Source organism: Variovorax cryoconiti (assembly GCF_051216395.1).
Lineage (GTDB): Bacteria > Pseudomonadota > Gammaproteobacteria > Burkholderiales > Burkholderiaceae_C > Variovorax.
Genome location: NZ_JBPJZI010000005.1, coordinates 269644 through 292479 on the forward strand (window position 1 = coordinate 269644; position 22836 = coordinate 292479).

General features: G+C 68.2%; 26 protein-coding genes and 1 riboswitch. Of the genes, 18 read left to right on the forward strand and 8 right to left on the reverse strand.

Features of this window, described 5'->3' with window-relative positions:
- The first annotated feature begins 16 nt into the window (after window positions 1-16).
- Window positions 17-1897 carry an AI-2E family transporter gene (locus ACSFA2_RS15090; RefSeq protein ID WP_435456123.1) on the forward strand — a complete coding sequence of 627 codons (1881 nt, stop codon included), beginning with the start codon at window positions 17-19 and terminating at the stop codon, window positions 1895-1897.
- A gap of 38 nt (window positions 1898-1935) precedes the next feature.
- Here ACSFA2_RS15090 and ACSFA2_RS15095 read toward each other — a convergent pair whose 3' ends face one another.
- Entirely contained in the window at window positions 1936-2361 is a 426-nt protein-coding gene (locus tag ACSFA2_RS15095) for a universal stress protein (protein ID WP_435456124.1), read from the reverse strand.
- A 124-nt stretch (window positions 2362-2485) separates the two neighbouring features.
- Window positions 2486-2929, reverse strand: coding sequence for a universal stress protein (locus ACSFA2_RS15100; RefSeq protein WP_435456125.1), 444 nt, complete (start codon window positions 2927-2929; stop codon window positions 2486-2488).
- A gap of 104 nt (window positions 2930-3033) precedes the next feature.
- Between ACSFA2_RS15100 and ACSFA2_RS15105 the strand changes: the two genes are divergently transcribed.
- From ACSFA2_RS15105 to ACSFA2_RS15145, 9 genes are all read left to right on the forward strand, one after another.
- Window positions 3034-5388, forward strand: coding sequence for a heavy metal translocating P-type ATPase (locus ACSFA2_RS15105; RefSeq protein ID WP_435456126.1), 2355 nt, complete (start codon window positions 3034-3036; stop codon window positions 5386-5388).
- On the forward strand, window positions 5388-5525 hold the full coding sequence (ccoS, locus tag ACSFA2_RS15110; RefSeq protein ID WP_435456127.1) for a cbb3-type cytochrome oxidase assembly protein CcoS: 138 nt from the start codon (window positions 5388-5390) through the stop codon (window positions 5523-5525). Before ACSFA2_RS15105 ends, ccoS begins: the two co-directional genes overlap by 1 nt.
- 66 nt (window positions 5526-5591) lie before the next feature.
- On the forward strand, window positions 5592-7025 hold the full coding sequence (gene ccoN, locus ACSFA2_RS15115; RefSeq protein ID WP_435456128.1) for a cytochrome-c oxidase, cbb3-type subunit I: 1434 nt from the start codon (window positions 5592-5594) through the stop codon (window positions 7023-7025).
- A 21-nt stretch (window positions 7026-7046) separates the two neighbouring features.
- The gene (gene ccoO, locus ACSFA2_RS15120; RefSeq protein WP_435456129.1) at window positions 7047-7682 is read left to right on the forward strand and encodes a cytochrome-c oxidase, cbb3-type subunit II; all 636 of its coding nucleotides are present in this window, start codon (window positions 7047-7049) and stop codon (window positions 7680-7682) included.
- A gap of 17 nt (window positions 7683-7699) precedes the next feature.
- Complete coding sequence (locus tag ACSFA2_RS15125) at window positions 7700-7837, forward strand: cbb3-type cytochrome oxidase subunit 3 (RefSeq protein WP_435456130.1); 138 nt, start codon at window positions 7700-7702, stop codon at window positions 7835-7837.
- A gap of 10 nt (window positions 7838-7847) precedes the next feature.
- Window positions 7848-8765, forward strand: a complete 918-nt coding sequence (gene ccoP, locus ACSFA2_RS15130; protein ID WP_435456131.1) for a cytochrome-c oxidase, cbb3-type subunit III — start codon at window positions 7848-7850, stop codon at window positions 8763-8765.
- A gap of 25 nt (window positions 8766-8790) precedes the next feature.
- Window positions 8791-10245, forward strand: coding sequence for a cytochrome c oxidase accessory protein CcoG (ccoG, locus tag ACSFA2_RS15135; protein ID WP_435456132.1), 1455 nt, complete (start codon window positions 8791-8793; stop codon window positions 10243-10245).
- An 18-nt stretch (window positions 10246-10263) separates the two neighbouring features.
- Entirely contained in the window at window positions 10264-10545 is a 282-nt protein-coding gene (locus ACSFA2_RS15140) for a FixH family protein (protein ID WP_435456133.1), read from the forward strand.
- 10 nt (window positions 10546-10555) lie between these two features.
- The gene (locus ACSFA2_RS15145) at window positions 10556-10807 is read left to right on the forward strand and encodes a hypothetical protein (protein ID WP_435456134.1); all 252 of its coding nucleotides are present in this window, start codon (window positions 10556-10558) and stop codon (window positions 10805-10807) included.
- Here the strand turns inward: ACSFA2_RS15145 and fnr are convergent.
- Window positions 10788-11504, reverse strand: a complete 717-nt coding sequence (gene fnr, locus ACSFA2_RS15150) for a fumarate/nitrate reduction transcriptional regulator Fnr (RefSeq protein WP_435450782.1) — start codon at window positions 11502-11504, stop codon at window positions 10788-10790. The two genes, ACSFA2_RS15145 and fnr, sit on opposite strands and share 20 nt — an antisense overlap.
- A gap of 237 nt (window positions 11505-11741) precedes the next feature.
- Between fnr and hemN the strand changes: the two genes are divergently transcribed.
- The 3 genes from hemN (at window position 11742) to ACSFA2_RS15165 (ending at window position 14933) form a co-directional block, all read left to right on the forward strand.
- Window positions 11742-13115, forward strand: coding sequence for an oxygen-independent coproporphyrinogen III oxidase (gene hemN, locus ACSFA2_RS15155; protein ID WP_435456256.1), 1374 nt, complete (start codon window positions 11742-11744; stop codon window positions 13113-13115).
- A gap of 7 nt (window positions 13116-13122) precedes the next feature.
- Window positions 13123-13836, forward strand: a complete 714-nt coding sequence (locus ACSFA2_RS15160) for a sulfite exporter TauE/SafE family protein (protein WP_435456135.1) — start codon at window positions 13123-13125, stop codon at window positions 13834-13836.
- An 89-nt stretch (window positions 13837-13925) separates the two neighbouring features.
- Window positions 13926-14933 carry a TRAP transporter substrate-binding protein gene (locus ACSFA2_RS15165; protein ID WP_435456136.1) on the forward strand — a complete coding sequence of 336 codons (1008 nt, stop codon included), beginning with the start codon at window positions 13926-13928 and terminating at the stop codon, window positions 14931-14933.
- Between the two features lie 4 nt (window positions 14934-14937).
- Here ACSFA2_RS15165 and ACSFA2_RS15170 read toward each other — a convergent pair whose 3' ends face one another.
- Window positions 14938-15723, reverse strand: a complete 786-nt coding sequence (locus tag ACSFA2_RS15170) for an IclR family transcriptional regulator (protein ID WP_435456137.1) — start codon at window positions 15721-15723, stop codon at window positions 14938-14940.
- 180 nt (window positions 15724-15903) lie between these two features.
- On the opposite strand from ACSFA2_RS15170, the gene ACSFA2_RS15175 reads away from it, so the two are divergent.
- Genes ACSFA2_RS15175 through ACSFA2_RS15190 form a run of 4 tightly spaced genes read left to right on the forward strand, consistent with a single transcriptional unit; the run spans window position 15904 to window position 19257 of the window.
- Window positions 15904-16905, forward strand: coding sequence for a TRAP transporter substrate-binding protein (locus ACSFA2_RS15175; RefSeq protein ID WP_435456138.1), 1002 nt, complete (start codon window positions 15904-15906; stop codon window positions 16903-16905).
- 31 nt (window positions 16906-16936) lie between these two features.
- On the forward strand, window positions 16937-17377 hold the full coding sequence (locus ACSFA2_RS15180; protein ID WP_435456139.1) for a type II 3-dehydroquinate dehydratase: 441 nt from the start codon (window positions 16937-16939) through the stop codon (window positions 17375-17377).
- Between the two features lie 18 nt (window positions 17378-17395).
- Window positions 17396-17980, forward strand: coding sequence for a TRAP transporter small permease (locus ACSFA2_RS15185; RefSeq protein WP_435456140.1), 585 nt, complete (start codon window positions 17396-17398; stop codon window positions 17978-17980).
- Entirely contained in the window at window positions 17977-19257 is a 1281-nt protein-coding gene (locus tag ACSFA2_RS15190; RefSeq protein ID WP_435456141.1) for a TRAP transporter large permease, read from the forward strand. Before ACSFA2_RS15185 ends, ACSFA2_RS15190 begins: the two co-directional genes overlap by 4 nt.
- A gap of 10 nt (window positions 19258-19267) precedes the next feature.
- Here the strand turns inward: ACSFA2_RS15190 and ACSFA2_RS15195 are convergent, their stop codons facing one another.
- The gene (locus ACSFA2_RS15195; protein ID WP_435456142.1) at window positions 19268-19672 is read right to left on the reverse strand and encodes a RidA family protein; all 405 of its coding nucleotides are present in this window, start codon (window positions 19670-19672) and stop codon (window positions 19268-19270) included.
- 146 nt (window positions 19673-19818) lie between these two features.
- Here ACSFA2_RS15195 and ACSFA2_RS15200 point away from each other — a divergent pair, with 146 nt between their 5' ends.
- Entirely contained in the window at window positions 19819-20748 is a 930-nt protein-coding gene (locus tag ACSFA2_RS15200) for a LysR family transcriptional regulator (protein WP_435456143.1), read from the forward strand.
- Window positions 20749-20775: 27 nt separating this feature from the next.
- Here ACSFA2_RS15200 and ACSFA2_RS15205 read toward each other — a convergent pair whose 3' ends face one another.
- From ACSFA2_RS15205 to ACSFA2_RS15215, 3 genes are all read right to left on the reverse strand, one after another.
- Window positions 20776-21591, reverse strand: coding sequence for a sulfite exporter TauE/SafE family protein (locus ACSFA2_RS15205; RefSeq protein WP_435456144.1), 816 nt, complete (start codon window positions 21589-21591; stop codon window positions 20776-20778).
- Between the two features lie 332 nt (window positions 21592-21923).
- Window positions 21924-22262 (reverse strand): cell division protein ZapA, encoded by a 339-nt coding sequence (locus ACSFA2_RS15210; RefSeq protein ID WP_435456145.1) that lies wholly within the window; start codon window positions 22260-22262, stop codon window positions 21924-21926.
- Window positions 22259-22483: a DUF904 domain-containing protein gene (locus ACSFA2_RS15215; protein ID WP_435456146.1), complete on the reverse strand. Its 225-nt coding sequence runs from the start codon at window positions 22481-22483 to the stop codon at window positions 22259-22261. Before ACSFA2_RS15215 ends, ACSFA2_RS15210 begins: the two co-directional genes overlap by 4 nt.
- Window positions 22484-22521: 38 nt before the next feature.
- Window positions 22522-22761, forward strand: a riboswitch (cobalamin riboswitch).
- Window positions 22762-22836 lie beyond the last annotated feature (75 nt).

Here is a 22836-nt window from a genome sequence, read left to right on the forward strand (position 1 = left end):
GACCGCAAGGGCTCACATGGACAAGTTGTCGTCGCGCGAACGTCTGGGCATCGGCACGGTGCTCCCGGCCACCTGCCTCTTGCTGCTGCTGCATTTCGGGCAGGACGTGCTGCGGCCGATCGCCATCGCCGCGGTGCTGAGCCTGGTGCTCGCACCGCTCGCACGCCAGTTCGCGCGCACCGGCATGGGCCGCACGGTCGCCACGCTGGTGTCGGTGTTGCTGGTGGCGATGGGCGTGGTCTGCATGAGCGCGGTGCTGGCGATCCAGCTGGTCGACGTGGGTGCGGGGCTCCCGCAGTACCGGGCCGCCATCACGTCCAAGGTCGAGTCGGTTCGGGAAGTCGTGGTCCGGCCCTTCGAGCGCTTCGAGGCGGAACTCAAGGGCGTGGCGCCGCAGGCCACGCCCGCGCCGACGCCGCCCGCGCGCGCGCGCGCGTCCGCACGGCCGGCTGCGCCGGTCGCGAGCACCGAGCCCTTGCCGGTGCAGATCCGCCAGACCCCGCCGTCGGCGGGCGACCTGGTGTCGAAGCTGCTGTCGTCGCTGTGGGGACCCATCGGCGAGGCCGGCATCGTCTTCATCCTGCTGGTGTTCATCCTGCTGGAACACGAGTCGCTCAGCGACCGCTTCATCCGGGTGATCGGCGTGGCCGAACTCGGCCCCACGGTACAGGCGCTGAGCGACACGGCGCAGGGCGTGTCACGCTACTTCCTGTCGCAATTCATCGTCAATGCGACCTTCGGCGCGATCGTCGGCGTCGGGCTGTGGGCGATCGGCATCCCGCACGCGGCGCTGTGGGGATCCATCGGCGCGCTGCTGCGTTTCGTCCCCTATGTCGGCGTGCTGGCGGCGGCGGCGCTCATCGCGATCTTCAGCGCGGCGGTCGATCCGGGCTGGTCGCTGGTGCTGTCGAGCCTGACGCTCTTCATCGTGCTCGAACTGGTGGTGGCGCATGTCGTGGAGCCGCAGGTCTATGGCCACAGCACCGGGCTGGCGCCGCTCGCGGTCATCGTGTCGGCGCTGTTCTGGGGCGTGATGTGGGGGCCGGCCGGCCTGCTGCTGTCGACGCCGCTCACGCTGATCATCGTGGTGGTCGGCCGACATGTGCGAGCCCTGGAGCCGCTGTCGATTCTGCTGACCGATGCGCCGGGGCTGAACGCGGGGCAGCGCTTCTACCAGCGCGCGCTGTCCGACAACACGGCGGCCATCATCAAGGACGCACGGCTCTACCTGCGGCGCAGCACCTTCGCCAAGTACTGCGACCAGGTGCTGCTGCCGGGGCTGGCGCTGGCGGGGCTCGATTTCCAGCTCGGGCGCATCGACGTGCGCCAGCGCGGGCGCATCGAGAAGACGGTGGTCGGCCTCGCCGAGACGCTGGCGGGTGGTCCGTCAGGCAAGCGCTTCGGCCGGCGCCGGTCGACCGTGTCGCTGGCCGATGCCAGCCTCGGCAGCCGCCTGCGACAGATCCGCGAATCGCGCCTCGGTCCGTACCAGGGCCGGCTCGACGTGCCGTCGCAATCGATCGTGCTGTGCGCGGGCTTCGGCTCCGAGCGCGACGAACTGCTCACGGAACTGCTGGTGCGTGCACTCCGCCAGGACGACGTCGACGCCCGGAGCGTGTCGCTTGCCGAGCCGCCAGACCCGGAAATGGCGGACAAATCGATCCTGGTGGGCACCGTGTTCCTGGCGTACCCGCGGCACGACGCCATCGACACCTGGCGCGCCACCGCGGCCGAGATGCGTGCGGCGCTGCCGCATGCCGCGCTGGCCACCGTCAAGCTGCCGCTCGACGAGGCGGGAGCGGATGAACAACTGGTGAAGGACTCGGTCGACCTGATCCTTCACTCCTACTCGGAGGCCGAGGCCTTCGTGCTGCAGGGCGCGAAGGCCAGCTCGTAGCCAGGCCGGCGCTCGGCCGGTCGGGTGGCTGCGGGTGCCTACTTGACCAGCAGCACCGACACCGGGCTCTCGGCGACCACCTTGGTGGCTACCGAGCCCATCAGCGCGCGGCCGAACATGCCGTGGCCGTGCGTGCCCATCACGATCAGTTCGGCGCCGGCAGCCTTGGCCGCGGCGACGATCTCCTCGGGTGCGTGGCCGTGGCGCAGCTGGACCGCGTAACCGGTGATGCCCTGCGCGTCGAGGTATTTCTTGACCGGGTCGAGCACCTTGGCGGCCTCCTCGGCGTAGTAGCCCTCGACGATGTCCTTGGTGACGTGGCGCGTGACATTGGCCGGCAGGCCGGTGCTCACGTTGACCAGCACCAGGTCGCTGCCCTGGCCGAACATGCTGCGGTTGGTGATGAGGTAGGCGAGGGCCTTCTGCGTGAAGGCGCTGCCATCGACGGCGACGAGAATTTTCATGATGTCTTCTTTCCTTGTTCGTGAAAACGGGTGGGCCCATGGCCGCACGTCGTGCATGTGACCACATGCGCCGCGAGGCTTCCAATGAAGCCCCCGAGACGGCTGCGGTCTTGTCCTCGCGCGTTCAGCGCAGCACCAGCACCGGCAGCGTCGAATGCGTCAGCACATGCTGCGTCTCGCTGCCCAGCAGCAGGCGCTTGATGCCCTTGCGTCCATGCGACGCCATGACGATCAGGTCGCACTTGTGCTTCTTCGCGGCCGCGACGATCGACTCTGCGACCAGGTCGGAACTGACCGTGGCGGTCTTGATCTTCACGCCGCTGCTCTTCGCCCGTGTGGCGACCGCGGCCAGCGTTTCCTCGGCTGCCACCGCCCATTGCTTCTCGATGCGGGCGATGTCGTCGGGCGCGAACACCATGGCGCCGTCAAAGTAGGCCTTCGGGTAGCGCGGCACCACCGTCAGCGCCACCAGATCGGCGCCATGCTGGGCCGCCAGCGCGATGCCTGTGGCCACGGCCTTGCGCGACAGGGTGGAGCCGTCGGTGGCGATGAGGATGCGTTTGAACATGGTGTTCTCTTCGTGATGGGACCAGGCCGAGCCTAGGCGCCGCCACAGCGCACGGCTTGATCCAGATCAAGCGACGCCGCGGTGCCCGGCGCTAGCCTTGCGGCATGCAAGCTGCCCTCCCGTTCGCCGCGCCCGGCCTCGCCCTGCCGGACGCCGCCGGATCCGCGGCGCCGGCCGCGTCCACCGCGCTCGATGACCCGGCCGAGTGGGCGGCCTTCGGCCAACCGATGGATGGCGATGCGCCGGGCGGCCGCTGGTCGTCGCAGGTGGTGGTCGAGGGCATGCACTGCGCGGCCTGCGCCTTCACGGTCGAAGCGGCATTGGCGCAGGTGCCCGGCGTGCTGCGCGCCGAGGTCAACGCGGCCACGCGGCGTGCGCGCATCGTGTGGTCCGCAGCCGAGGTGCAACCGTCGCGCTGGTTCGCCGCCTCCGCCGCGGCCGGCTACCCGCTGGTGCCGGCCGGCGACCTGCAGGCCCGTGCGCAGCGGGCCCGCGTGGCCCGCCTGGCGCTGTGGCGCTGGCTGGTCGCGGGCTTCTGCATGATGCAGGTGATGATGTATGCGTACCCCGCGTACATCGCGCAGCCCGGCGACATGTCGGCCGACGCGGCGCAGCTGCTGCGCTGGGCCTCCTGGGTGCTCACGCTGCCGGTGGTCTTCTTCTGCTGCGGCCCGTTCTTTCGCAGCGCGTGGCGCGACCTGCGGCAACGCCGCGTCGGCATGGACCTGCCGGTCGCGATCGGCATGGCCATCACCTTCGCCGTGAGCACCGCCGCCACCTTCGACCCCACCGGGCCGCTCGGCGCCGAGGTCTACTTCGACTCGCTCACGATGTTCGTGTTCTTCCTGCTGACCGGCCGCTGGCTGGAGACGCGGCTGCGCGACCGCACGGCCGGCGCGCTGGAAGCGCTGATGAACCGGCTGCCCGACAGCGTCGAACGGCTGGCACCCGACGGCCGCTTCGTGCGCGTGGCCGTGCGGCGCCTGCAGGCGGGCGACACCGTGCGCGTGCTGCCCGGCGAAGCCTTCCCGGCCGACGGCGTGGTCGTGCTCGGCGACACCAGCGCGGACGAAGCATTGCTCACCGGCGAGTCGCGCCCGGTGCCGCGCCCCTGCGGCGCGCGCGTCCTGGCCGGCAGCCACAATCTCGCCGCGGCCGTGCAGGTGCGCATCGACGCCGTGGGCGGCGGCACGCGTTTCGCGGAGATCGTGGCCCTGATGGAAAGCGCGTCGCTCGGCAAGCCGCGCCTCGCGCAACTGGCCGACCGCGTGGCACGGCCTTTCCTGATCGGCGTGCTGGGTGCGGCCGCCTTGGCCGGCGCCTTGTGGTGGCAGGCCGGCCCGGGACATGCGCTGATGGTCGCTGTCGCGGTGCTGATCGTCACATGTCCCTGCGCGCTCTCGCTGGCCACGCCCGCCGCGATGCTGGCCAGCGCCGGGTCGCTGGCGCGCGGCGGCGTGGTGGTGCACGACCTGCAGGCGCTCGAGGCGCTGGCGTCGATCGACACCGTGGTCTTCGACAAGACCGGCACGCTCACGCGCGACACGCCGCGACTCGACCGGGTGTACAGCCGGCGCGGCGTCATGCCGGGCGACGCGGTCGAACTGGCCGCCGCACTGGGTGCGCAGTCGCTGCACCCCGCGGCGCGGGCGCTGGTCCACGCGTGGCAGATGCAGCATCGGGTGCCGCCGGACTGGACCGCCTCGCAGGTGATCGAACAGGCGGGGCGGGGCCTCGAAGGGGTGCTGCAGCGGCGTCAACCCCTTCCCGGTGCCGTGCCGCGCCGTCTGCGCTTCGGTGCGGCGGATTTCTGTGGCGTGACGCCCCTCGCGTGCGACGCCACGCAGGTCCACCTGGCCGACGAGGCCGGCTGGGTCGCGAGCTTCGTGCTGGCCGAAGACCTGCGCGAGGACGCGGCCGCCGCGGTCGGCGCGCTGCAGGCGCAGGGCATCGGCGTGCAGCTGCTCTCGGGCGACCGCGACGCCGCGGCGCGCGAGATCGCGCAGCAGGCCGGCATTCGTGACGCACGCGGTGGCTGTACGCCCGAAAACAAGCTCGCGGCCATGCGGGCGCTGCAGGCGGCAGGATGCAAAGTGGCCATGGTGGGCGACGGCCTCAACGACGGCCCGGTGCTGGCGCAGGCGCACGCATCCTTCGCCTTCGGCAAGGCGGTGCCGCTGGCGCAGGCGCGCGCCGACTTCATCGTGCTGGGGGATGCGCTGTCGGCCATTCCCGCGGCGATCGCGCAGGCACGGCGCACGCTGCGCATCGTGCGGCAAAACCTCGCCTGGGCGGCCGGCTACAACGCGCTGTGCGTGCCGCTCGCGCTGGCCGGCTGGCTGCCCGCGTGGCTCGCGGGGCTGGGCATGGCGGGCAGTTCGCTGGTGGTGGTGCTCAACGCCGCGCGGCTCGCGCGGCCGGCGGTGCCAGCGGTGCCAGCAAGAGAGCAGGGCACCTGATGGACATCCTCTTCCTGCTCATCCCGTTCTCGGTCGTGCTCGTGCTGCTGATCCTCGGGGGCCTGTGGTGGGCCGTGGACCGTGGGCAATTCGACGACGTCGACCGCGAAGGCGAGCGCATTCTTCAGGGCGATTGATCTGTATCAAGCCGTAGGATGTGTCTCACCAAGACACTGACCGGGTCTCATAGAAAAGGCCCGACGATGCAAGTTCCCAACCCTCCCGCAGCGGTTTACAGCGACACCGCTGTCCGCCAGTTCGCCATCATGTCCGTGGTCTGGGGCGTGGTCGGCATGCTGGTCGGCGTGATCATCGCGTCGCAGCTCGCCTGGCCCGAACTCAACCTCGGCATCTCCTGGCTCAGCTACGGGCGGCTGCGCCCGCTGCACACCAACGCCGTGATCTTCGCCTTCGGCGGCTGCGCGCTGATGGCGACCAGCTTCCACGTGGTGCAGCGCACCTGCCAGGTCCGGCTGTTCGCGCCAGCGCTGGCGTCCTTCGTGTTCTGGGGCTGGCAGATCGTGATCGTGGCCGCGGCCATCAGCCTGCCGATGGGCTACACCAGCGGCAAGGAATACGCCGAGCTCGAATGGCCGATCGACCTCCTGATCACGGCGGTGTGGGTGGCCTACGCGATCGTGTTCTTCGGCACCATCGCGATGCGCAAGGTGCGCCACATCTACGTGGCCAACTGGTTCTACGGCTCCTTCATCATCGCGGTGGCATTGCTGCACATCGTCAACAGCGCGGCCATCCCGGCCGGCTGGATGAAGAGCTATTCGGCCTACGCCGGCGTGCAGGACGCGATGGTGCAGTGGTGGTACGGCCACAACGCGGTGGGCTTCTTCCTCACCGCGGGCTTCCTCGGGATGATGTACTACTACATCCCCAAGCAGGCCGGTCGGCCGGTGTACTCGTACCGGCTCTCCATCGTCCACTTCTGGGCGCTGATCTTCACATACATGTGGGCCGGCCCGCACCACCTGCACTACACCGCGCTGCCCGACTGGACGCAATCCATCGGCATGGTGTTCTCGCTGATCCTCCTGGCGCCCAGCTGGGGCGGGATGATCAACGGTGTGATGACGCTGTCGGGCGCCTGGCACAAGCTGCGCACCGACCCGATCCTTCGCTTCCTGATCGTCGCGCTGTCCTTCTACGGCATGGCCACCTTCGAGGGGCCGATGATGTCCATCAAGACGGTCAATGCCCTGAGCCACTACACCGACTGGACCGTCGGCCACGTACATGCCGGCGCCCTCGGCTGGGTCGGCCTGATCACGATGGGCTCGCTCTACTACCTGATCCCGCGCCTGTGGGGCCGCACCGAGATGCACAGCATCAAGGCGATCGAGTTCCATTTCTGGATGTCGACCATCGGCATCGTGCTCTACATCGCCGCGATGTGGATCGCCGGCGTGATGCAGGGCCTGATGTGGCGCGCCATCAACGCCGACGGCACGCTCACCTACACCTTCGTCGAAGGCGTGAAAGCCACCTATCCGTACTACGTGGTGCGTCTGCTCGGCGGCCTGCTGTACCTGGGCGGCATGCTGGTCATGGCCTGGAACGTCGCCATGACGGTCGTCGCCGGCCGCTCGGTGCGCGCGCCGATCCCCGCACTGGTCCATGCCTGAACGCCTGAAAAAAAGCACACCATGAGTTCCAACGCACCCAAGACCGGCAAGACCGGCTTCTCCCACGAGAAGATCGAGACCAACAACTTCCTGATGATCGTGCTGATCCTGCTGGTGATCGCCGTCGGCGGCCTGGTGGAGATCGTTCCGCTGTTCTTCCAGAAGTCGACCACCGAGGCCGTGACCGGCGTGAAACCGCTCGAGCCGCTGCAGCTGGTCGGCCGCGACATCTACACCCGTGAGGGTTGCTACAACTGCCACTCGCAGATGATCCGCCCCTTCCGCGCGGAAACGCTGCGCTACGGCCACTACTCGGTGGCGGGCGAGTTCGTCTACGACCACCCCTTCCAGTGGGGCAGCAAGCGCACCGGGCCCGACCTGCACCGCGTGGGCGGCAAGTACAGCGACGAGTGGCACCGCATCCACCTGAACAACCCGCGCGACCTGGTGCCCGAGTCGAACATGCCGGCCTACACCTGGCTCGACACCTCGCCGGCCGACGCGGCCAGCATCGGCACCCACATGACGGCACTGCGGCGCGTGGGCGTGCCCTACACCGACGAACAGATTGCCGGCGCCAAAGAGGCCGTGGCCGGCAAGACCGAGATGGACGCCCTGGTGGCGTACCTGCAGTCCCTCGGCCTGGCACTCAAGTAACGGGAACAGAGCGAACCATGGACATCACCACCCTTCGCATCGCGGCCACGCTGGCCTCTTTCGCCACCTTCATCGGCATCCTGGTGTGGGCCTTCGCGCGCCGCAATCGCGCGGGCTTCGACGAAGCCGCGCAGTTGCCCTTCGAACAGGACTGAAGCGAACATCATGAGCGATTTCATCAGCGGCTTCTGGTCGCACTACGTCACCGTCATCTCCCTGCTCAGCATCGCAGCCTGCGCACTCCTGTTGTGGATCACCAACCGGACGCGTGCGCCCATCGGTGGCGACAACACCACCGGCCACGTCTGGGACGAAGACCTGCGCGAGATGAACAACCCGCTGCCGCGCTGGTGGGTGGGCCTGTTCGTGCTGACCATCGTGTTTGGCCTCGGCTACCTCGTGGCCTACCCGGGCCTGGGCAGCATGCAGGGCCAGCTCGGCTGGAGCACGACCGGCGAGTACGAAAAAGAGATCGCCAAGGCCAACGCCGAACTGGCGCCGGTGTATGCGAAGTTCGCCGCGATGCCGGCGGACCAGATGGCGCGCGACCCGCAGGCCATGGCGATCGGCGAGCGGCTGTTCCTGAACAACTGTGCGCAGTGCCACGGCTCGGACGCGCGCGGCAGCAAGGGCTTCCCGAACCTGAGCGACGGCGACTGGCTGCATGGCGGTGACCCGGCCAAGATCCAGGAGTCGATCACGCTCGGTCGCATCGGCGTGATGCCGCCGATGGCGGCGGCCGTGGGCACGCCGGATGACGTGAAGAACGTCGCCAACTACGTGCTGAGCCTGTCGGGCAGCCCGCACGACTCGGTGCGCGCCGGCCTGGGGAAAGCCAAATTCACCGCCTGCGCGGCCTGCCACGGCATGACCGGCGGCGGAACCCCCGCACTGGGTGCGCCCAACCTGTCGGACCGCATCTGGCTGCACGGCTACGGGCAGGACGCGATCATCTCGATCATCAACACCGGCAAGACCAACCAGATGCCGGCCCAGCAGGAGCGGCTGACCGAGGCGCAGATCCACGTGCTGGCCTCCTACGTCTGGGGCCTGTCGAACGCCCCGCAGACGGCGTCGCGCTGAGCGCGGCCGTCCAGCGTCTGCCTTCATGGCCGCCTCCCCACGACCCGCACCAGCGCCCGCACCGGCATCCGCCACGCCGCGCAAGGTGATTCCCATCGCCCCGGCAGAGGGCGAGGGCGTCGGCCTCTACGAAGCGCACAAGAAGATCTATGCGCGCAGCATCCAGGGCGTGTTCGCGCGCTGGCGCTGGGCCATGGTGTTCATCACGCAGATCGTGTTCTACGGGCTGCCGTGGATCGACTGGGGCGAGCGGCAGATGGTGTTGTTCGACCTGGCCGCGCGGCGCTTCTACATCTTCGGGCTGGTGCTCTATCCGCAGGACCTGATCTACCTCACAGGGCTGCTCATCATCTCGGCGCTGTCGCTCTTTCTCTTCACCGCCGTGGCGGGCCGCCTGTGGTGCGGCTACGCCTGCCCGCAGACGGTCTACACCGAAATCTTCATGTGGGTCGAAGAGAAGATCGAGGGCGCCCGCAGCGCGCGCATGCGGCTGGACAAGGGCGCGCTGTCGATGGAGAAGGGCGTCAAGAAAACCTTCAAGCACGTGGTGTGGCTGGGCATCGCGATGTGGACCGGCTTCACCTTCGTCGGCTACTTCACGCCCATCCGTGACCTCGGCATGGCCTTCCTGCAGACGCAGATGGGCTCGTGGGAGGTGTTCTGGGCCTTCTTCTACGGCTTCGCGACCTATGGCAACGCGGGTTTCATGCGCGAGCAGGTCTGCAAGTACATGTGCCCGTACGCGCGCTTCCAGAGCGCGATGTTCGACCGCGACACGCTCATCGTCAGCTACGACACCGCCCGCGGCGAGCCGCGCGGCGCCCGCGGCAAGCAGCACGAGCGCAATGGCCTGGGCGACTGCATCGACTGCACGCTGTGCGTGCAGGTATGCCCGACCGGCATCGACATCCGCGACGGCCTGCAGTACGAATGCATCGGCTGCGGCCTGTGCGTGGACGCTTGCAACACCGTGATGGACAAGATGGACTACCCGCGCGGCCTGATCCGCTACGCCACGCAGAACGGCCTGGCCGCGCGCTGGTCGGCGCGCCAGGTGGTGGCGCGCGTGATCCGCCCGCGCGTGCTCGTCTACACGGGCGTGCTGGCGGCGCTGTGCATCGGCCTGCTCGCGAGCCTGGTGGTGCGCACGCCGCTGAAGGTCGACGTGGTGCGCGACCGCGCTTCGCTTGCGCGCATCGTCGAGGGCGGCATGCTGGAGAACGTGTACCGCCTGCAGGTCATGAACGCGACGGAAAGGCCGCAGCGCTATGCCATTGCGGCCAGCGGCCTCGAAGGCCTCACGGTCGCCGCTGGCGATTCGGTCGAGGTCCAGCCTGCCGAATCGCGCTGGGTCGCGGTGCGCCTGCAGCTGCCGTACGGTGCCGCGCCCTCGGGCTCGCACCCCGTGTATTTCGACGTGCGGGCGGCCGACGGCGGCGCCCACGTGTCGGAGAAGGCCATCTTTCTCGTTCCGCGCTGAACTACAGGAGACAAACCCATGAATGCCCTTGCATCGAAGACACCCGCCGAGCCAGCCGAGCCATGGTGGAAGTTCCCGCTCGTCTGGATGGTGATCGCCGGCCCGGCGATCGTCGTGGTGGCCGGGTTCGCCACGCTGTGGCTGGCCATCCGCACGCCCGACCCGGTGGTGTCTGCGGACTACTACCGCCAGGGCATCGAGATCAACAAGACGCTGGCCGACAAGAAGCTGATGCCGGCCCAGGCAGGACGCAACCATGCCGCCACGCCCAGCGACGACGTGCCCTTGCCCAAGCGCTGAGACGGCCGCGATGAAACGCCGCATTCGCCGCCTGGCCTGGATCCTCTGGCCCTCGTTCCTGCTGGCCTGCGTGGTCGAGATGCTGGTGTTCGCCATGGTCGACCCGAGCGACGTGCACTGGCGCGGCGAGCCGCTGCCGCTGTCGCGCCAGGGGCTCTACACCGCGAGCTTCTTCGTCTTCTGGCTGTTGGCGATGGGCTCGAGCGCGCTGACCGCGCTGCTCGCGATGTCGCGGCGCGAGGTCAACACGCCGGCGCGTTGACCAACCGGCGCAGCTTGTCGGCGTCGACGATGCGCACATGGCGCTGCTGCACCGCGACGATGCCGTCCTCGACGAACTTCGACAGCGTGCGGCTCACCGTCTCGAGCTTGAGGCCAAGGTAGCTGCCGATCTCCTCGCGCGTCATGCGCAGCACCAGCTCCGACTGCGAGAAGCCGCGCGCGTGCAGGCGCTGCACCAGGTTCAGCAGGAAGGCCGCGAGACGCTCCTCGGCACGCATGCTGCCCAGCAGCAACATCACGCCGTGCTCGCGCACGATCTCGCGGCTCATGATCTGGTGCACATGCCGCTGCAGAGCCGTCACCTCGCGCGAGAGTTCCTCGATGCGGTCGAAGGGCATCACGCAGACTTCCGCGTCTTCCAGTGCCACCGCGTCGCAGGTGTGGTGGTCGTTCACGATGCCGTCCAGGCCGATGATTTCGCCCGCCATCTGGAAGCCGGTGACCTGGTCGCGGCCGTCCTCCGAGGTCACGCGGGTCTTGAAGACGCCGGTGCGGATGGCGTAGAGCGAGGTGAAGCGCTCGCCGTTGTGGAACAAGGTCTCGCGCCGCTTCACCTTGCGGCGCGTGGCGACGATCTCGTCGATGCGCTTCAGGTCGGCGGGCTGCAGGCCGATCGGCATGCACAGCTCGCGCAGGTTGCAGTTGGAACAGGCGACTTTGATGGTTTCGGGGGTCATGGGCTGCGGGCGAGGCAGGCGGGGAGGGCGCTGCCGACGCGTCGGTGGTTTGAGGGAATTGTTCGCGAGCCGTGGGTGCGCAGGCTTGACGGGCGTCAATGAAGAAGGGCCCGGTTGGCGGCACAGTCGACGAGCCCTCCGCGCCCCATCACCATGCCATCCACCCTCCTTACCGAATCCGCCGCGCCGAGCCGGCTGCAGTTGGTTCCCCCGTCTGCCGCACCCGCCGCACCCACCATGACGCCGGCGACCCTGAAGCGCTTCGATGTTGCCGGCCCGCGCTACACCTCGTACCCGACCGCGGACCGCTTTGTCGAAGCCTTCGGCAGCGACGACTACGCGCAGGCGCTGCGCCAGCGCCGCATGGGCACCAGCGCCCGGGCGCTGCCGCTGTCGCTCTACGTGCACGTGCCGTTCTGCGCGTCGCTGTGCTATTTCTGCGCCTGCAACAAGATCGTCACCAAGCACCACGAGCGCGCCGACGACTACCTGCGCTATCTGGCGCGCGAGGTCGATTTGCAGGTGGCGCAACTCGGGCGTGGCGCGCTGGTGAGCCAGCTGCACCTGGGGGGCGGTACGCCGACCTTCCTGGACGACGCCAGCCTCGGCCGCCTCATGGACATCCTGCGCAGCGCCTTCGTGCTGGCGCCCGACGGCGAGTACTCGATCGAGATCGACCCGCGCACCATCGACGAGGGCCGGCTCGAGAAGCTGGCGGCGATGGGCTTCAACCGCCTGAGCTTCGGCGTGCAGGACTTCGACCCTGCGGTGCAGAAGGCGGTGCACCGCATCCAGCCTGCGGCGCAGGTGTTCGACCTGATGGCGGCGGCGCGGCGTCTTGGCTTCATGTCCATCAACGTCGACCTGATCTACGGCCTGCCGAAGCAGACCGCCGCCTCCTTCGACCGCACGCTGGCGCAGATCTGCGACCTGCGGCCCGACCGCATCGCGCTCTATGCCTATGCCCACCTGCCGGAGCGCTTCAAGCCGCAGCGCCGCATCGAGGCGGCCGAGCTGCCCGACGCGGCGACCAAGGTCGACATGCTGTCGCGCTCGATCGCCGCACTCACCGCGGCCGGCTATGTCTACATCGGCATGGACCATTTCGCGCTGCCGACCGACGCGCTGGCCATCGCCAAGCGGCAGGGCCGGTTGCACCGCAACTTCCAGGGCTACAGCACGCAGCCTGACTGCGACCTGGTGGCGCTGGGCGTGTCAGCCATCGGCCGCGTCGGCGCCACCTACAGCCAGAACGCGAAGACGCTGGAGGAGTACTACGACCTGCTCGACCAGGGTCGCCTGCCGGTGGTGCGCGGCCTGGCGCTGTCGCGCGACGACGTGCTGCGGCGCTCGGTGATCATGGCGTTGATGTGCCAGGGGCAGGTGAACTTCGAGTCGATCGCGCTGGCGCACCTGATCGACTTCCGCCGGCACTTCGCCGCCGAGCTCGAAGCACTCGAGCCGCTGGCCGCGCAGGGTCTGGTGACCCTCGGCGAGCACGAGATCGAGGTGACGCCGACCGGCTGGTTCTTCGTGCGTGCCATCGCGATGGTGTTCGACCGCTACCTGCAGGCCGACCGCAACCGCACGCGCTTTTCAAGAATCATCTAGGTCCGCCATGCAGACCGCCCTTGTCGGCACCGCACTCCTGATGGGCCTGGCCGGCGGGCCGCATTGCGTCGCCATGTGCGGTGCGGCGTGCGCCGGCGTGATCCGCATCGTGCGGCCGCCGCCGGGCGGCGGGGTGGCGGCGCTGCCCGCGGCCACCCCGACCGTGCCGGCCGCACTCGCTTTCCACGCAGGCCGCGCGGCCGGCTATGCGCTCGGCGGCGCCATCGCCGCCATCGCCGTGCAGAGCCTGGCGCTGGCCAGCGAGCAGGTCGCTGCGCTTCGGCCACTGTGGCTGCTGATGCACGTCTTCGTGTTCGCGTGGGGGCTCGTGCTGGCCGTGTCGGGCCGGCAGCCGCTGTGGACGCATGGTGTGGGCCGATGGCTGGCGCGTGGGCTCAAGCCGCTGGCCGGCTCGTCGTGGCGCGTGCTGGCCACGGGCGCGCTCTGGGTCGGCATGCCCTGCGGGTTGTTGTACTCCGCGCTGATGCTCGCCGCGCTCGGCAACGGGCCGCTGGAGGGCGCGGCCGTCATGGCCGCCTTCGCGCTCGGCAGCAGCGTATGGCTCTTGCTGGCCCCCTGGCTGTGGCGGCACCTGCGCAACGGCATCGGCCCCGTGCGCCGCGAAGGGGGCACGCGCATCGCGGGCGCCTTGCTCGCGGCCGTGGCGCTGCAGGCCGTGTGGCATGACCTGAGCCAGCAGATCGCGATCTGGTGCGTCTAGGCGCCGACGTCGCTCGGTGGGTACAAACCCGCTGAGGCGCTGCGGGGCGGGTCCGTACATTGGTCGTCCTTTTCGAGGAGACACGACCCATGAGACTTTCTTTCATCCGCACGGTGGCTGCGGCCCTTGCGGTCTGTGCCATCGGTGCCGCATCGGCGCAGGACATCAAGGAGCGCACCCTCAAGCTCGGCCTGCAGAACCCCAAGGGCCATCCGGCCGTCATGGGCGCGGAGAAGTTCGCCGAGATCGTCGCCGCCCAATCGGGCGGAAAGATCAAGGTGACCCTGTTCCCCGGCGGCGTGCTGGGCGGCGACGCGCAGACGGTGTCGGCGGTGCAGGGCGGCACGGTCGAGATGACGGTGCTCAATTCGGGCATCCTGGCCGCGCAGGTCAAGGAGTTCGCGATCTACGACTTTCCCTTCCTGTTCGCCAATGCGCGCGAGGTCGATGCGGTGGTCGACGGCCCGTTCGGGACGGCTCTGCACGCCAAGCTGGCAGACCGGGGCATCATCGGGCTGGCGTACTGGGAGCTGGGTTTTCGCGACCTGACCAACAGCAGGCGCCCCATCCGCAAGGTGGAGGACATCGCGGGCCTCAAGCTGCGCGTGATCCCGAACCCGATCAACATCGACTGGGTCAAGGCGCTCGACGCCAACCCGACACCCCTGGCTTTTCCGGAGCTGTACGCCGCGCTCGAGCAGCGTGCGGTCGATGGGCAGGAGAACCCGGTCAGCGTGATCCTCGCCAACAAGTTCGCCGAGGTGCAGAAGCACCTGGCGCTGACCCATCACCAGTACAACCCGCAGTCGGTGATCGTGAGCAAAAAGCTGTGGGACGCCATGAGTGCGGCCGAGCGGCAGATCCTCCAGGGCGCGGCGACCGAGGCCGGCCGCTACCAGCGCACCGTGTCGCGCGAGCTTGCCGCCACCCAGCTCGATGCACTCAAGAAGGCCGGCATGCAGGTCACCGAACTGCCGACGGACGAGCAGGCCAAGCTGCAGGCGAAGATCAGGCCGGTGATCGCGAAGTACAGCGCGAGCGTGGGCGAGACGACGCTCAAGGACCTCGAGGCCGAGCTCGCCAAGCTGCGCAAGTAAGGCGTCAGGCGGCGCGCTTCTTCAGCAGCGGCGACGCGCCGCTGGCCTGCGCGAGCTGGCGCGTGGTGTCGAGCAGCGCCGGCGCCAGGGCAACCATCCGCTCTTCGGTCAGCCGCACCATCGGGCCGGCGATGGTGACCACGCCGATGACGCTGCCGTCGGGCGTCTGGATGGGCGCCGCCATGGCCGTCATCGCAGGCGCGAACACCTCCACGATCATGCTGTAGCCGCGCTGGCGGGCCGCCTTGAGATAGCCCAGCAGCGCCTTCACCGAGGTGACGGCGCGCGGGCCGAAATCCTCCGGCCGGCCGAAGCCCTGGGCCGCGACCAGTTCGAGCGCCTGCTCGTCACGCATCGTCGACAGCCACGCATGGCCGGCCGAACTGCACGACAGGTTGACCGACAGCCCCATGTCGGGGTCGTAGCGCAACCCGCGCGTCGCGCCCTGCGACTTGGCGACGAAGGTGAGGGCGTCGCCGTCGACCACCGCGAGCCGCACCAGCTCGCCCGATTCGGCGGCCAGCCGGTCGAGCAGCGGCTGCGCGACATCGACGATGCCGCTGGAACTCAGAAAGCCGAGGCCGAGCGACACCAGTTTGATCGTCAGCATGTAGTCGCCGTGGCTCTGGTCCTGCCGCACATAGCCGCAGCGGACCAGTTCCGCGAGCAGCCGGTGCGTGGCGCTCAGGGGCATCTCGAGCTCGGAGGCGAGGATGGACAGCGCCTTGCCTTGCGGGTGGGCGGCCAGGTGCTCCAGGACTTTGAAGCTGCGCTCGAGGATGCTGCTCATCGCGAATGGTCGTGTCGGTGCTCGGGGAGATCAGACGCGACTCTAGCAAAAAATCGCAAAGGGTTTCCACTATGGAAACAGTTTCCACTAAATCCTACGATTCGTCCGGTTGCCGAACCCGGCGTCGGCCTTTCGTCCGAACAACGTCCACATTGCGCCCGAATCCGCGAGGAGACCTCCATGAGAAAAACCACCCGCCTGCTGGCCGCCGCCGGCCTGTCCGTCCTGATGGCCTTGCCGGCCTTCGCGCAGCAGGAGCGCGTCATCCGCTTCGGCCACCTCAACAACGCCGACCACCCGGTGAGCTTCGGCGTGAAGCGCTTCGCCGAATTGCTCGCAGCCAAGAGCGGCGGCAAGATGAAGGTGCAGGAATTCCCGGCCTCGCAGCTGGGCAACGAGATGCAGCAGCAGTCGGCGCTGCAGGGCGGCGTGCAGCAGATGTCGGCCCCGGCGACCACCTCGCTCGCCGGCATCGTGAAGGAGTTCGGCCTGGTCGACTTCCCCTTCGCCGTGAACAGCTTCGCGCAGGCCGATGCACTGCTCGACGGCCCGCTGGGCCAGGCGCTGATCGCCAAGCTGCCCGAGAAGGGCCTGGTCGCGCTCGGCTACTGGGACCTGGGCTTTCGCAACGTCACCAACAGCAAGCGGCCGATCACCAAGCCAGAAGATCTCGACGGGCTCAAGATCCGCGTGATTCCCAACCCGGTGTTCCTGGAGACCTTCAAGGCTTTCAAGGCGAACCCGGTGCCCATGCCCTTCGCCGAGCTGTACGGCGCGCTGGAGGCCAAGGCGGTCGACGGGCAGGAGAACCCGTACGCGGTCATCCTGTCGAACAAGTTCTTCGAGGTGCAGAAGTTCGTGAGCGCCACGAACCACGTCTACGCCGCGAACATCGTGCTGGTGAGCAAGAAGTTCTGGGACTCGCTCACGCCGGCCGAGCAGAAGATGATGAACGACGCCGCCAACGAGGCACGCGGCTACCAGCGCCAGGTCAGCCGCGCCGCCGCCCAGCGCGCCGTGGGCGACCTGCAGGCCAAGGGTCTGCAGTACAACGAACTGGCGCCCGCCGAGCAGGCGCGCATGCGCCAGATCGCCAAGCCGGTCACCGAGAAGTTCGCCGCCAGCTACGACCCGGCGATCGTCAAGCTCTACAACGACGAGCTGGCGCGCATCCGCAGGTGACCCGAACGAGCGCACACACACCCGACACCCCATGAAGATCCTCGTCCTCCACGGCCCCAACCTCAACCTGTTCGGGCGCCGCGAACCCCACATCTACGGCACCACGACGCTGGCGCAGATCAACGAACGCCTGGAACGCCTGGCCGGCGAACTCGAGGTTGAGCTGGCCATCCTGCAGTCGAACCACGAAGGCGCGCTGGTCGACTTCCTGCACGAGCACATCGACATCGCCCAGGGCGCGCTGGTGAACCCGGCCGGCCTCACGCAGCACGGCGTGCCGCTGCACGACGCGATCAAGGCGATGCCCTTTCCGACCATCGAGGTGCACATGTCGAACATCGCGGCGCGCGAGGCGTGGCGTGCGCATTCGATCATCTCGCCCGCGGTCAAGGCGACCATCCAGGGGCTGGGACCAGTGTCGTACCTGGCGGCGCTGCGTGCGCTGGTCGACACGCTCCGCGCGACGGCCTGACCCCCATCGAGGAAGCCCATGAACCGATGGATCGACGGCGCTTGCCGCGGCATCGAGGCGGTGATCGCCTTCATGCTGGCGGTGATGGTCGTGCTCGTCTTCGGCAACGTCGTGCTGCGCTACGGCTTCAACTCCGGCATCACGGTGTCCGAGGAGGTGTCGCGCTGGCTCTTCATCTGGATGACCTTCCTGGGCGCCGTGGTGGCGCTGCGCGAGCACGGCCATCTGGGCGTCGACATGGTGGTGCAGCGCCTGCCGCGGGGCGGCAAGAAGGCCTGCCTGCTGTTCGGCCATGTCGTGATGCTCTACATCGTCTGGCTGCTGTTCCAGGGCAGCGTCGCGCAGGCCCGCATCAACTGGGACGTGACCGCGCCGACCACGGGCGCATCGATGGCGATCGTCTATGCGTCTGGCATCGTGTTCGCCGTGCTGGCCGGGCTGATCCTGCTGCTCGACCTCTACCGCATGTTGAGCGGCCAGCTGGCCGACGACGAGCTGGTGATGGTGCAGGAATCGGAAGAAGCCGTGCAGCTGCAGCAGATCCTCGGTGAGGTCTCCGCACAATCCGCGTCGCCGACGGCGCAGCGCAAGGTGTCCCCATGACCATTCTCGTTTTCGTCGGCGCGCTGCTGCTCGCCATGGCGATCGGCATCCCGATCGCGTTCTCGCTGCTGGCGAGCGGCGTCGCGCTCATGTGGCACCTCGACCTGTTCGACGCGCAGATCCTGGCGCAGAACGTGATCGGCGGCGCCGACAGCTTCCCGCTGCTGGCGGTGCCTTTCTTCATGCTGGCCGGCGAGATCATGAACGCCGGCGGCTTGTCCAAGCGCATCGTCGACTTCGCGCTCGCGCTGGTCGGCCATGTGAAGGGCGGGCTGGGCTACGTGACGATCATGGCGGGCTGCCTGCTGTCGGCACTGTCGGGTTCGGCGGTGGCCGATGCCGCCGCGCTGACGGCGCTGCTGCTGCCGATGATGGTGAGCGCGGGCCACGACAAGGCGCGCGCCGGCGGGCTCATCGCGGCCACGGGCGTGATCGGGCCGGTCATCCCGCCGAGCATCGGGCTGGTGATCTTCGGCGTGGCGGCCAACGTGTCGATCTCCAAGCTGTTCCTCGCGGCCATCGTGCCGGGCCTGCTGATCGGCGGTGCGCTGTGGGTCACCTGGGCCTGGCTGGTGCGCCGCGAGAAGATCGTGCCGCCGCCGCGCAAGTCGGGCGCCGAGATCGCCACGGCCTTTCGCAAGGCGCTGTGGGCGCTGATGCTGCCGGTGATCATCCTGGTGGGCCTGCGCATGGGCGTCTTCACGCCGACCGAGGCGGCGGTGGTGGCCGCGGTGTATGCACTGTTCGTCTCGACGGTCATCTACCGGGAGCTGTCGTGGCGCACGCTCTACCCGGTGTTCGTCAGCGCTGCGAAAACCAGCGCCATCGTGATGTTCCTGATCGCCGCGGCCATGGTGAGCGCGTGGCTCATCACGGTGGCCGACCTGCCGTCGAAGGTGATCGGTCTGCTGCAGCCCTTCATGGACAACAAGATCCTGCTGATGGTCGCGATCATGGTGCTGGTGATGATCGTCGGCACCGCGATGGACATGACGCCGACCATCCTGATCCTCACGCCGGTGCTGATGCCGGTGGTCAAGGCGGCCGGCATCGACCCGGTCTACTTCGGCGTCATGTTCATCATCAACAACTCGATCGGCCTGATCACGCCGCCGGTCGGCACGGTGCTCAACGTGGTGGCGGGGGTGGGGCGCATGAAGATGGACGACGTCACCCGCGGCGTGGTGCCGTTCATGATCGCGGAGTTCGCGGTCATGTTCCTGATGGTGATCTTTCCGTGGCTGGTGACGGGGCCGGCCAAGTTCTTCCACGGCTGACCCGTGCCGATCACTGCGGGCGCGCTTCCGGCAGCTTCGCGATCACCTTGATCTCGAACTGGAAGCCGTAGAGCCAGGTCACGCCGATGCCGGTCAGCGTCGGGTGCGGCGCGCTGCCCCAGTACTCGGGCACCACCTTCCAGATGGTCTCGAAATTCGATTCGGGATCGACCACGAACAGGGTGACGTCGACCACGTCGTCGAAGGTGCAACCGGCCGCCTTCAGGATGGCATTCAGGTTCTCGAAGGCGAGCCGCACCTGGGCTTCGAGCCCGGGTTCGGGCGAGCCGTCGGGGCGGCTGCCGACCTGTCCCGACACGAAGAGAAATCCGTTGGACCGGACCGCCGGCGAATAGCGGTTCTTTTCATAGAGGGCCTGGCGCCCCGCTGGAAAAACGACATCGCGTTGTGTCATGGAATGCTTTCTCTTTGCGGGCGACATCGCGCCCCGGGGTTGCTGATGCAGGGACTTTAGAGACGCGTGCTTCCCGGATAAACAGGCAGCATCAACAATCACTGTTTGTCGATCCCGAACAATCGTCGAATGCCTCTGGAGCCTTGATGGACCGTTTCGATGCGATGCACGCTTTCGCTCGCGTGGTGGAAACGCGCAGCTTCACCAAGGCGGCCGAGACCTTGCACATGAGCAAGACCAGCGTGACGCAGCTGGTGCAGCAGCTGGAAGCGCGACTGCGCGTCAAGCTGCTCAACCGGACCACGCGCAAGGTCAACGTCACCGCCGATGGCGCGGCATATTACGAGCGCGTCGTGCGCCTGCTGGCCGACATGGACGATGCCGAGACCAGCCTGTCGAGCGCCTCGGCCTCACCGCGCGGGCGGCTGCGCGTGGACGTGCCCAGCCCGCTGGCCCGCATGATCCTGGTGCCCGCATTGCCGGCCTTTCACGCGCGCTACCCGGAGATCCAGCTCGACATGGGCGTGAGCGACCGCATGGTGGACCTGATCGGCGAGAACGTGGACTGCGTGGTGCGCGGCGGCGTGATCACCGACCCGTCGCTCATGGCCCGCCATGTAAGCGACCTGGCGCTCGGGGTTTATGCCGCACCGGGCTACCTGGCCAGCGCCGGCACGCCCTCGCACCCGCGGGTGCTGGACGACGGTGCCGGGCACCGCATCGTCGGCTACGTGTGGTCGCGCACGGGCAAGACCTTCCCCTACGCCATGCGGCGCGGCGACGAGCGCGTCGAGGTGCAGGGGCACTGCGCCTTCTCCTTCGACGACGGCAACGCCTATCTGGAGGCCGGCCTGGCGGGGTTGGGGATTCTCTGGCTGCCGGAGTACATGGCCAAGGCGCATGTGGCACGCGGCGAGCTGGTCGCGCTGTTCGAGGAGTGGCGGATGGATCCGATGCCGATGTTCGTGGCGTTTCCGCCGAACCGGCGTGTCAGCGCCAAACTCCGCGTGTTCATCGACTGGGTGATCGAACTGATGGCCCAGCATGCACCCGTCTCGGCCGGCCGCGACGCGTGACCGCACGTCGCGGCGGCCTTTGCGGCATCAGCCCTGCAGGCCCTTCCAGAGCATGTACGCCGCCAGCACGTAGAGGATGCTTGCGAACACCCGCTTGAGCTTTTTCACCGGCAGGCTGTGCGCCGCCTTGGCGCCCAGTGGCGCCGTGAAGACGCTGCAGGCCGCGATCACGACCAGCGCCGGCAGCCAGATGTAGCCGAAGGCGCCGGCCGGCAGGCCCTGCACGTTGTGGCCGCTCACGATGTAGCCGGCCACGTTGGCGACCGCGATCGGGAAGCCCAGCGCCGCGCTGGTGGCGACCGCGTTGTGGATGGCGACGTTGCACCAGGTCATGAAGGGCACGCTGATGAAACCGCCGCCCGCGCCGACCAGGCCCGAGATGAAGCCGATCACGCCGCCTGCGCCGAGCTGCCCCGCGGTGCCGGGCATCTGGCGCGTCGGCTTGGGTTTCTTGTCGAGGAACATCTGCGTGGCCGAGAAGCCGACGAAGAGCGCGAAGAAGATGGCCAGCGCCGTGCCCTTGAGCAGCGCGAAGACGCCGAGGCTGCCGATCAGGCTGCCGATCACGATGCCGGGCGACAGCCGCTTGACGATGTCCCATCGCACCGCGCCGCGCTTGTGGTGGGCGCGCACGCTCGAGATCGAGGTGAAGATGATGGTGGCCATCGAGGTCGCGATCGCCATCTTCACGGCCAGGTCGGCGGGCACGCCGCGGTGACCCAGGATGATCGTGATGAAGGGCACCATCAGCATGCCGCCGCCGATGCCCAGCAGGCCTGCCAGGAAGCCGGTGCCGATGCCCAGCACGGCGAGTTCGAGGATGAGCATCGGTTCGAGCGACATGCGAGAGACAACTTCCGTCAGAAAAAACGACGGCCCCGATGAGGGACCGTCGCGGGCTGAAAAGGTGTCTGCAGTGGGGTGTGCCGGACCCGCATCCTGAACCAGGGTTCAGGTGGGCGAGGGCAGCAAGACTTCGGGTTCATCTGACGCGAGATGATCACGCCCGTCTAGCGATGTACCAAGCCCGGCTCCGGAGAGCATTGGAACAAGGAAATATTAAGCCCGACACGCACTGCAGACCCCTCCGATTTTACGCATGCATCGCGTCGGACGTGTAGGCCAATGGGCCACGCGATCTGCCGAATTCGCGTTGACAACAACGCGTCGGCGCGTCAGAGAAGCAGGCCGTCGCCCGCGAGCGCGTGATCCAGACGCTGGATCAGTTGGGCCGCGCGTGCGTAGTCGGGTGCCGTGCCATTCAGCGCCGCCGGTGCCGGCTCGACCGGAGCAGCCGGGGAAGGCGCGGCGGCGGGTTGCTGGCCCAGGTCGAAGGCCAGGTTGAGTGCGGCCAGCACCGCGATGCGGTCGCGTGCCTTCACCTTGTTGGCGTCGCGGATCTTGCACATGGCCACGTCGACGCGTTCGACGGCTTCGCGCAACTGCGCTTCGCCGCCTTCGGGGCAGCCGAGCAGGTAGCTCTGGCCCATGATCTGGACTTCGATCTGTTTCATGAGGCGCTGGAATCCTCTGACGGTTCGATCGGCAGCCGTTCGAGCACGGCGTCGATGCGGGTGCGGGCCGCCGCGAGGCGCGACTTCAGCGCGTCGCGTTCGCGCGTGAGTGCTTCGACCTGTGCCAGCAGCAGCGCGTTGGTGCGCCGGATTTCTTCATGGCGCACGAGCAAACGTTCGACACGCTCTGCGATCTGATCGAGGGGGCTCGGTGCGGACATGGCTGGAGATTGTAGGGGCCTGGCGGCCAGCAGCCGCCCTTAGAATCCCGTGCGTTGGTGCTCGCCCCGCGGTTCACGCGGTGCAGTTCAACGGGAAGCAGGAGCCAGAGCCCTTCGGGCCGAGGTCAGCCTGCGCTGCCCCCGCAACGGTCAAACAGACGGAACCCTCACCGCTTCCGCTTTCATCATCAGCCACTGGGCGCCCTGAAACAGGTGCCTGGGAAGGCGATGAAGGTCGCTCTGTCAGCCCGGATACCGGCCAACGAGGAGACCGTGCGTGCGCCCCTGGCGTGCACGCGGTCGTGACGCCCACACGTCCGGCGGGGAAGCCGGACAGGGTTTTGTTTTCGAGT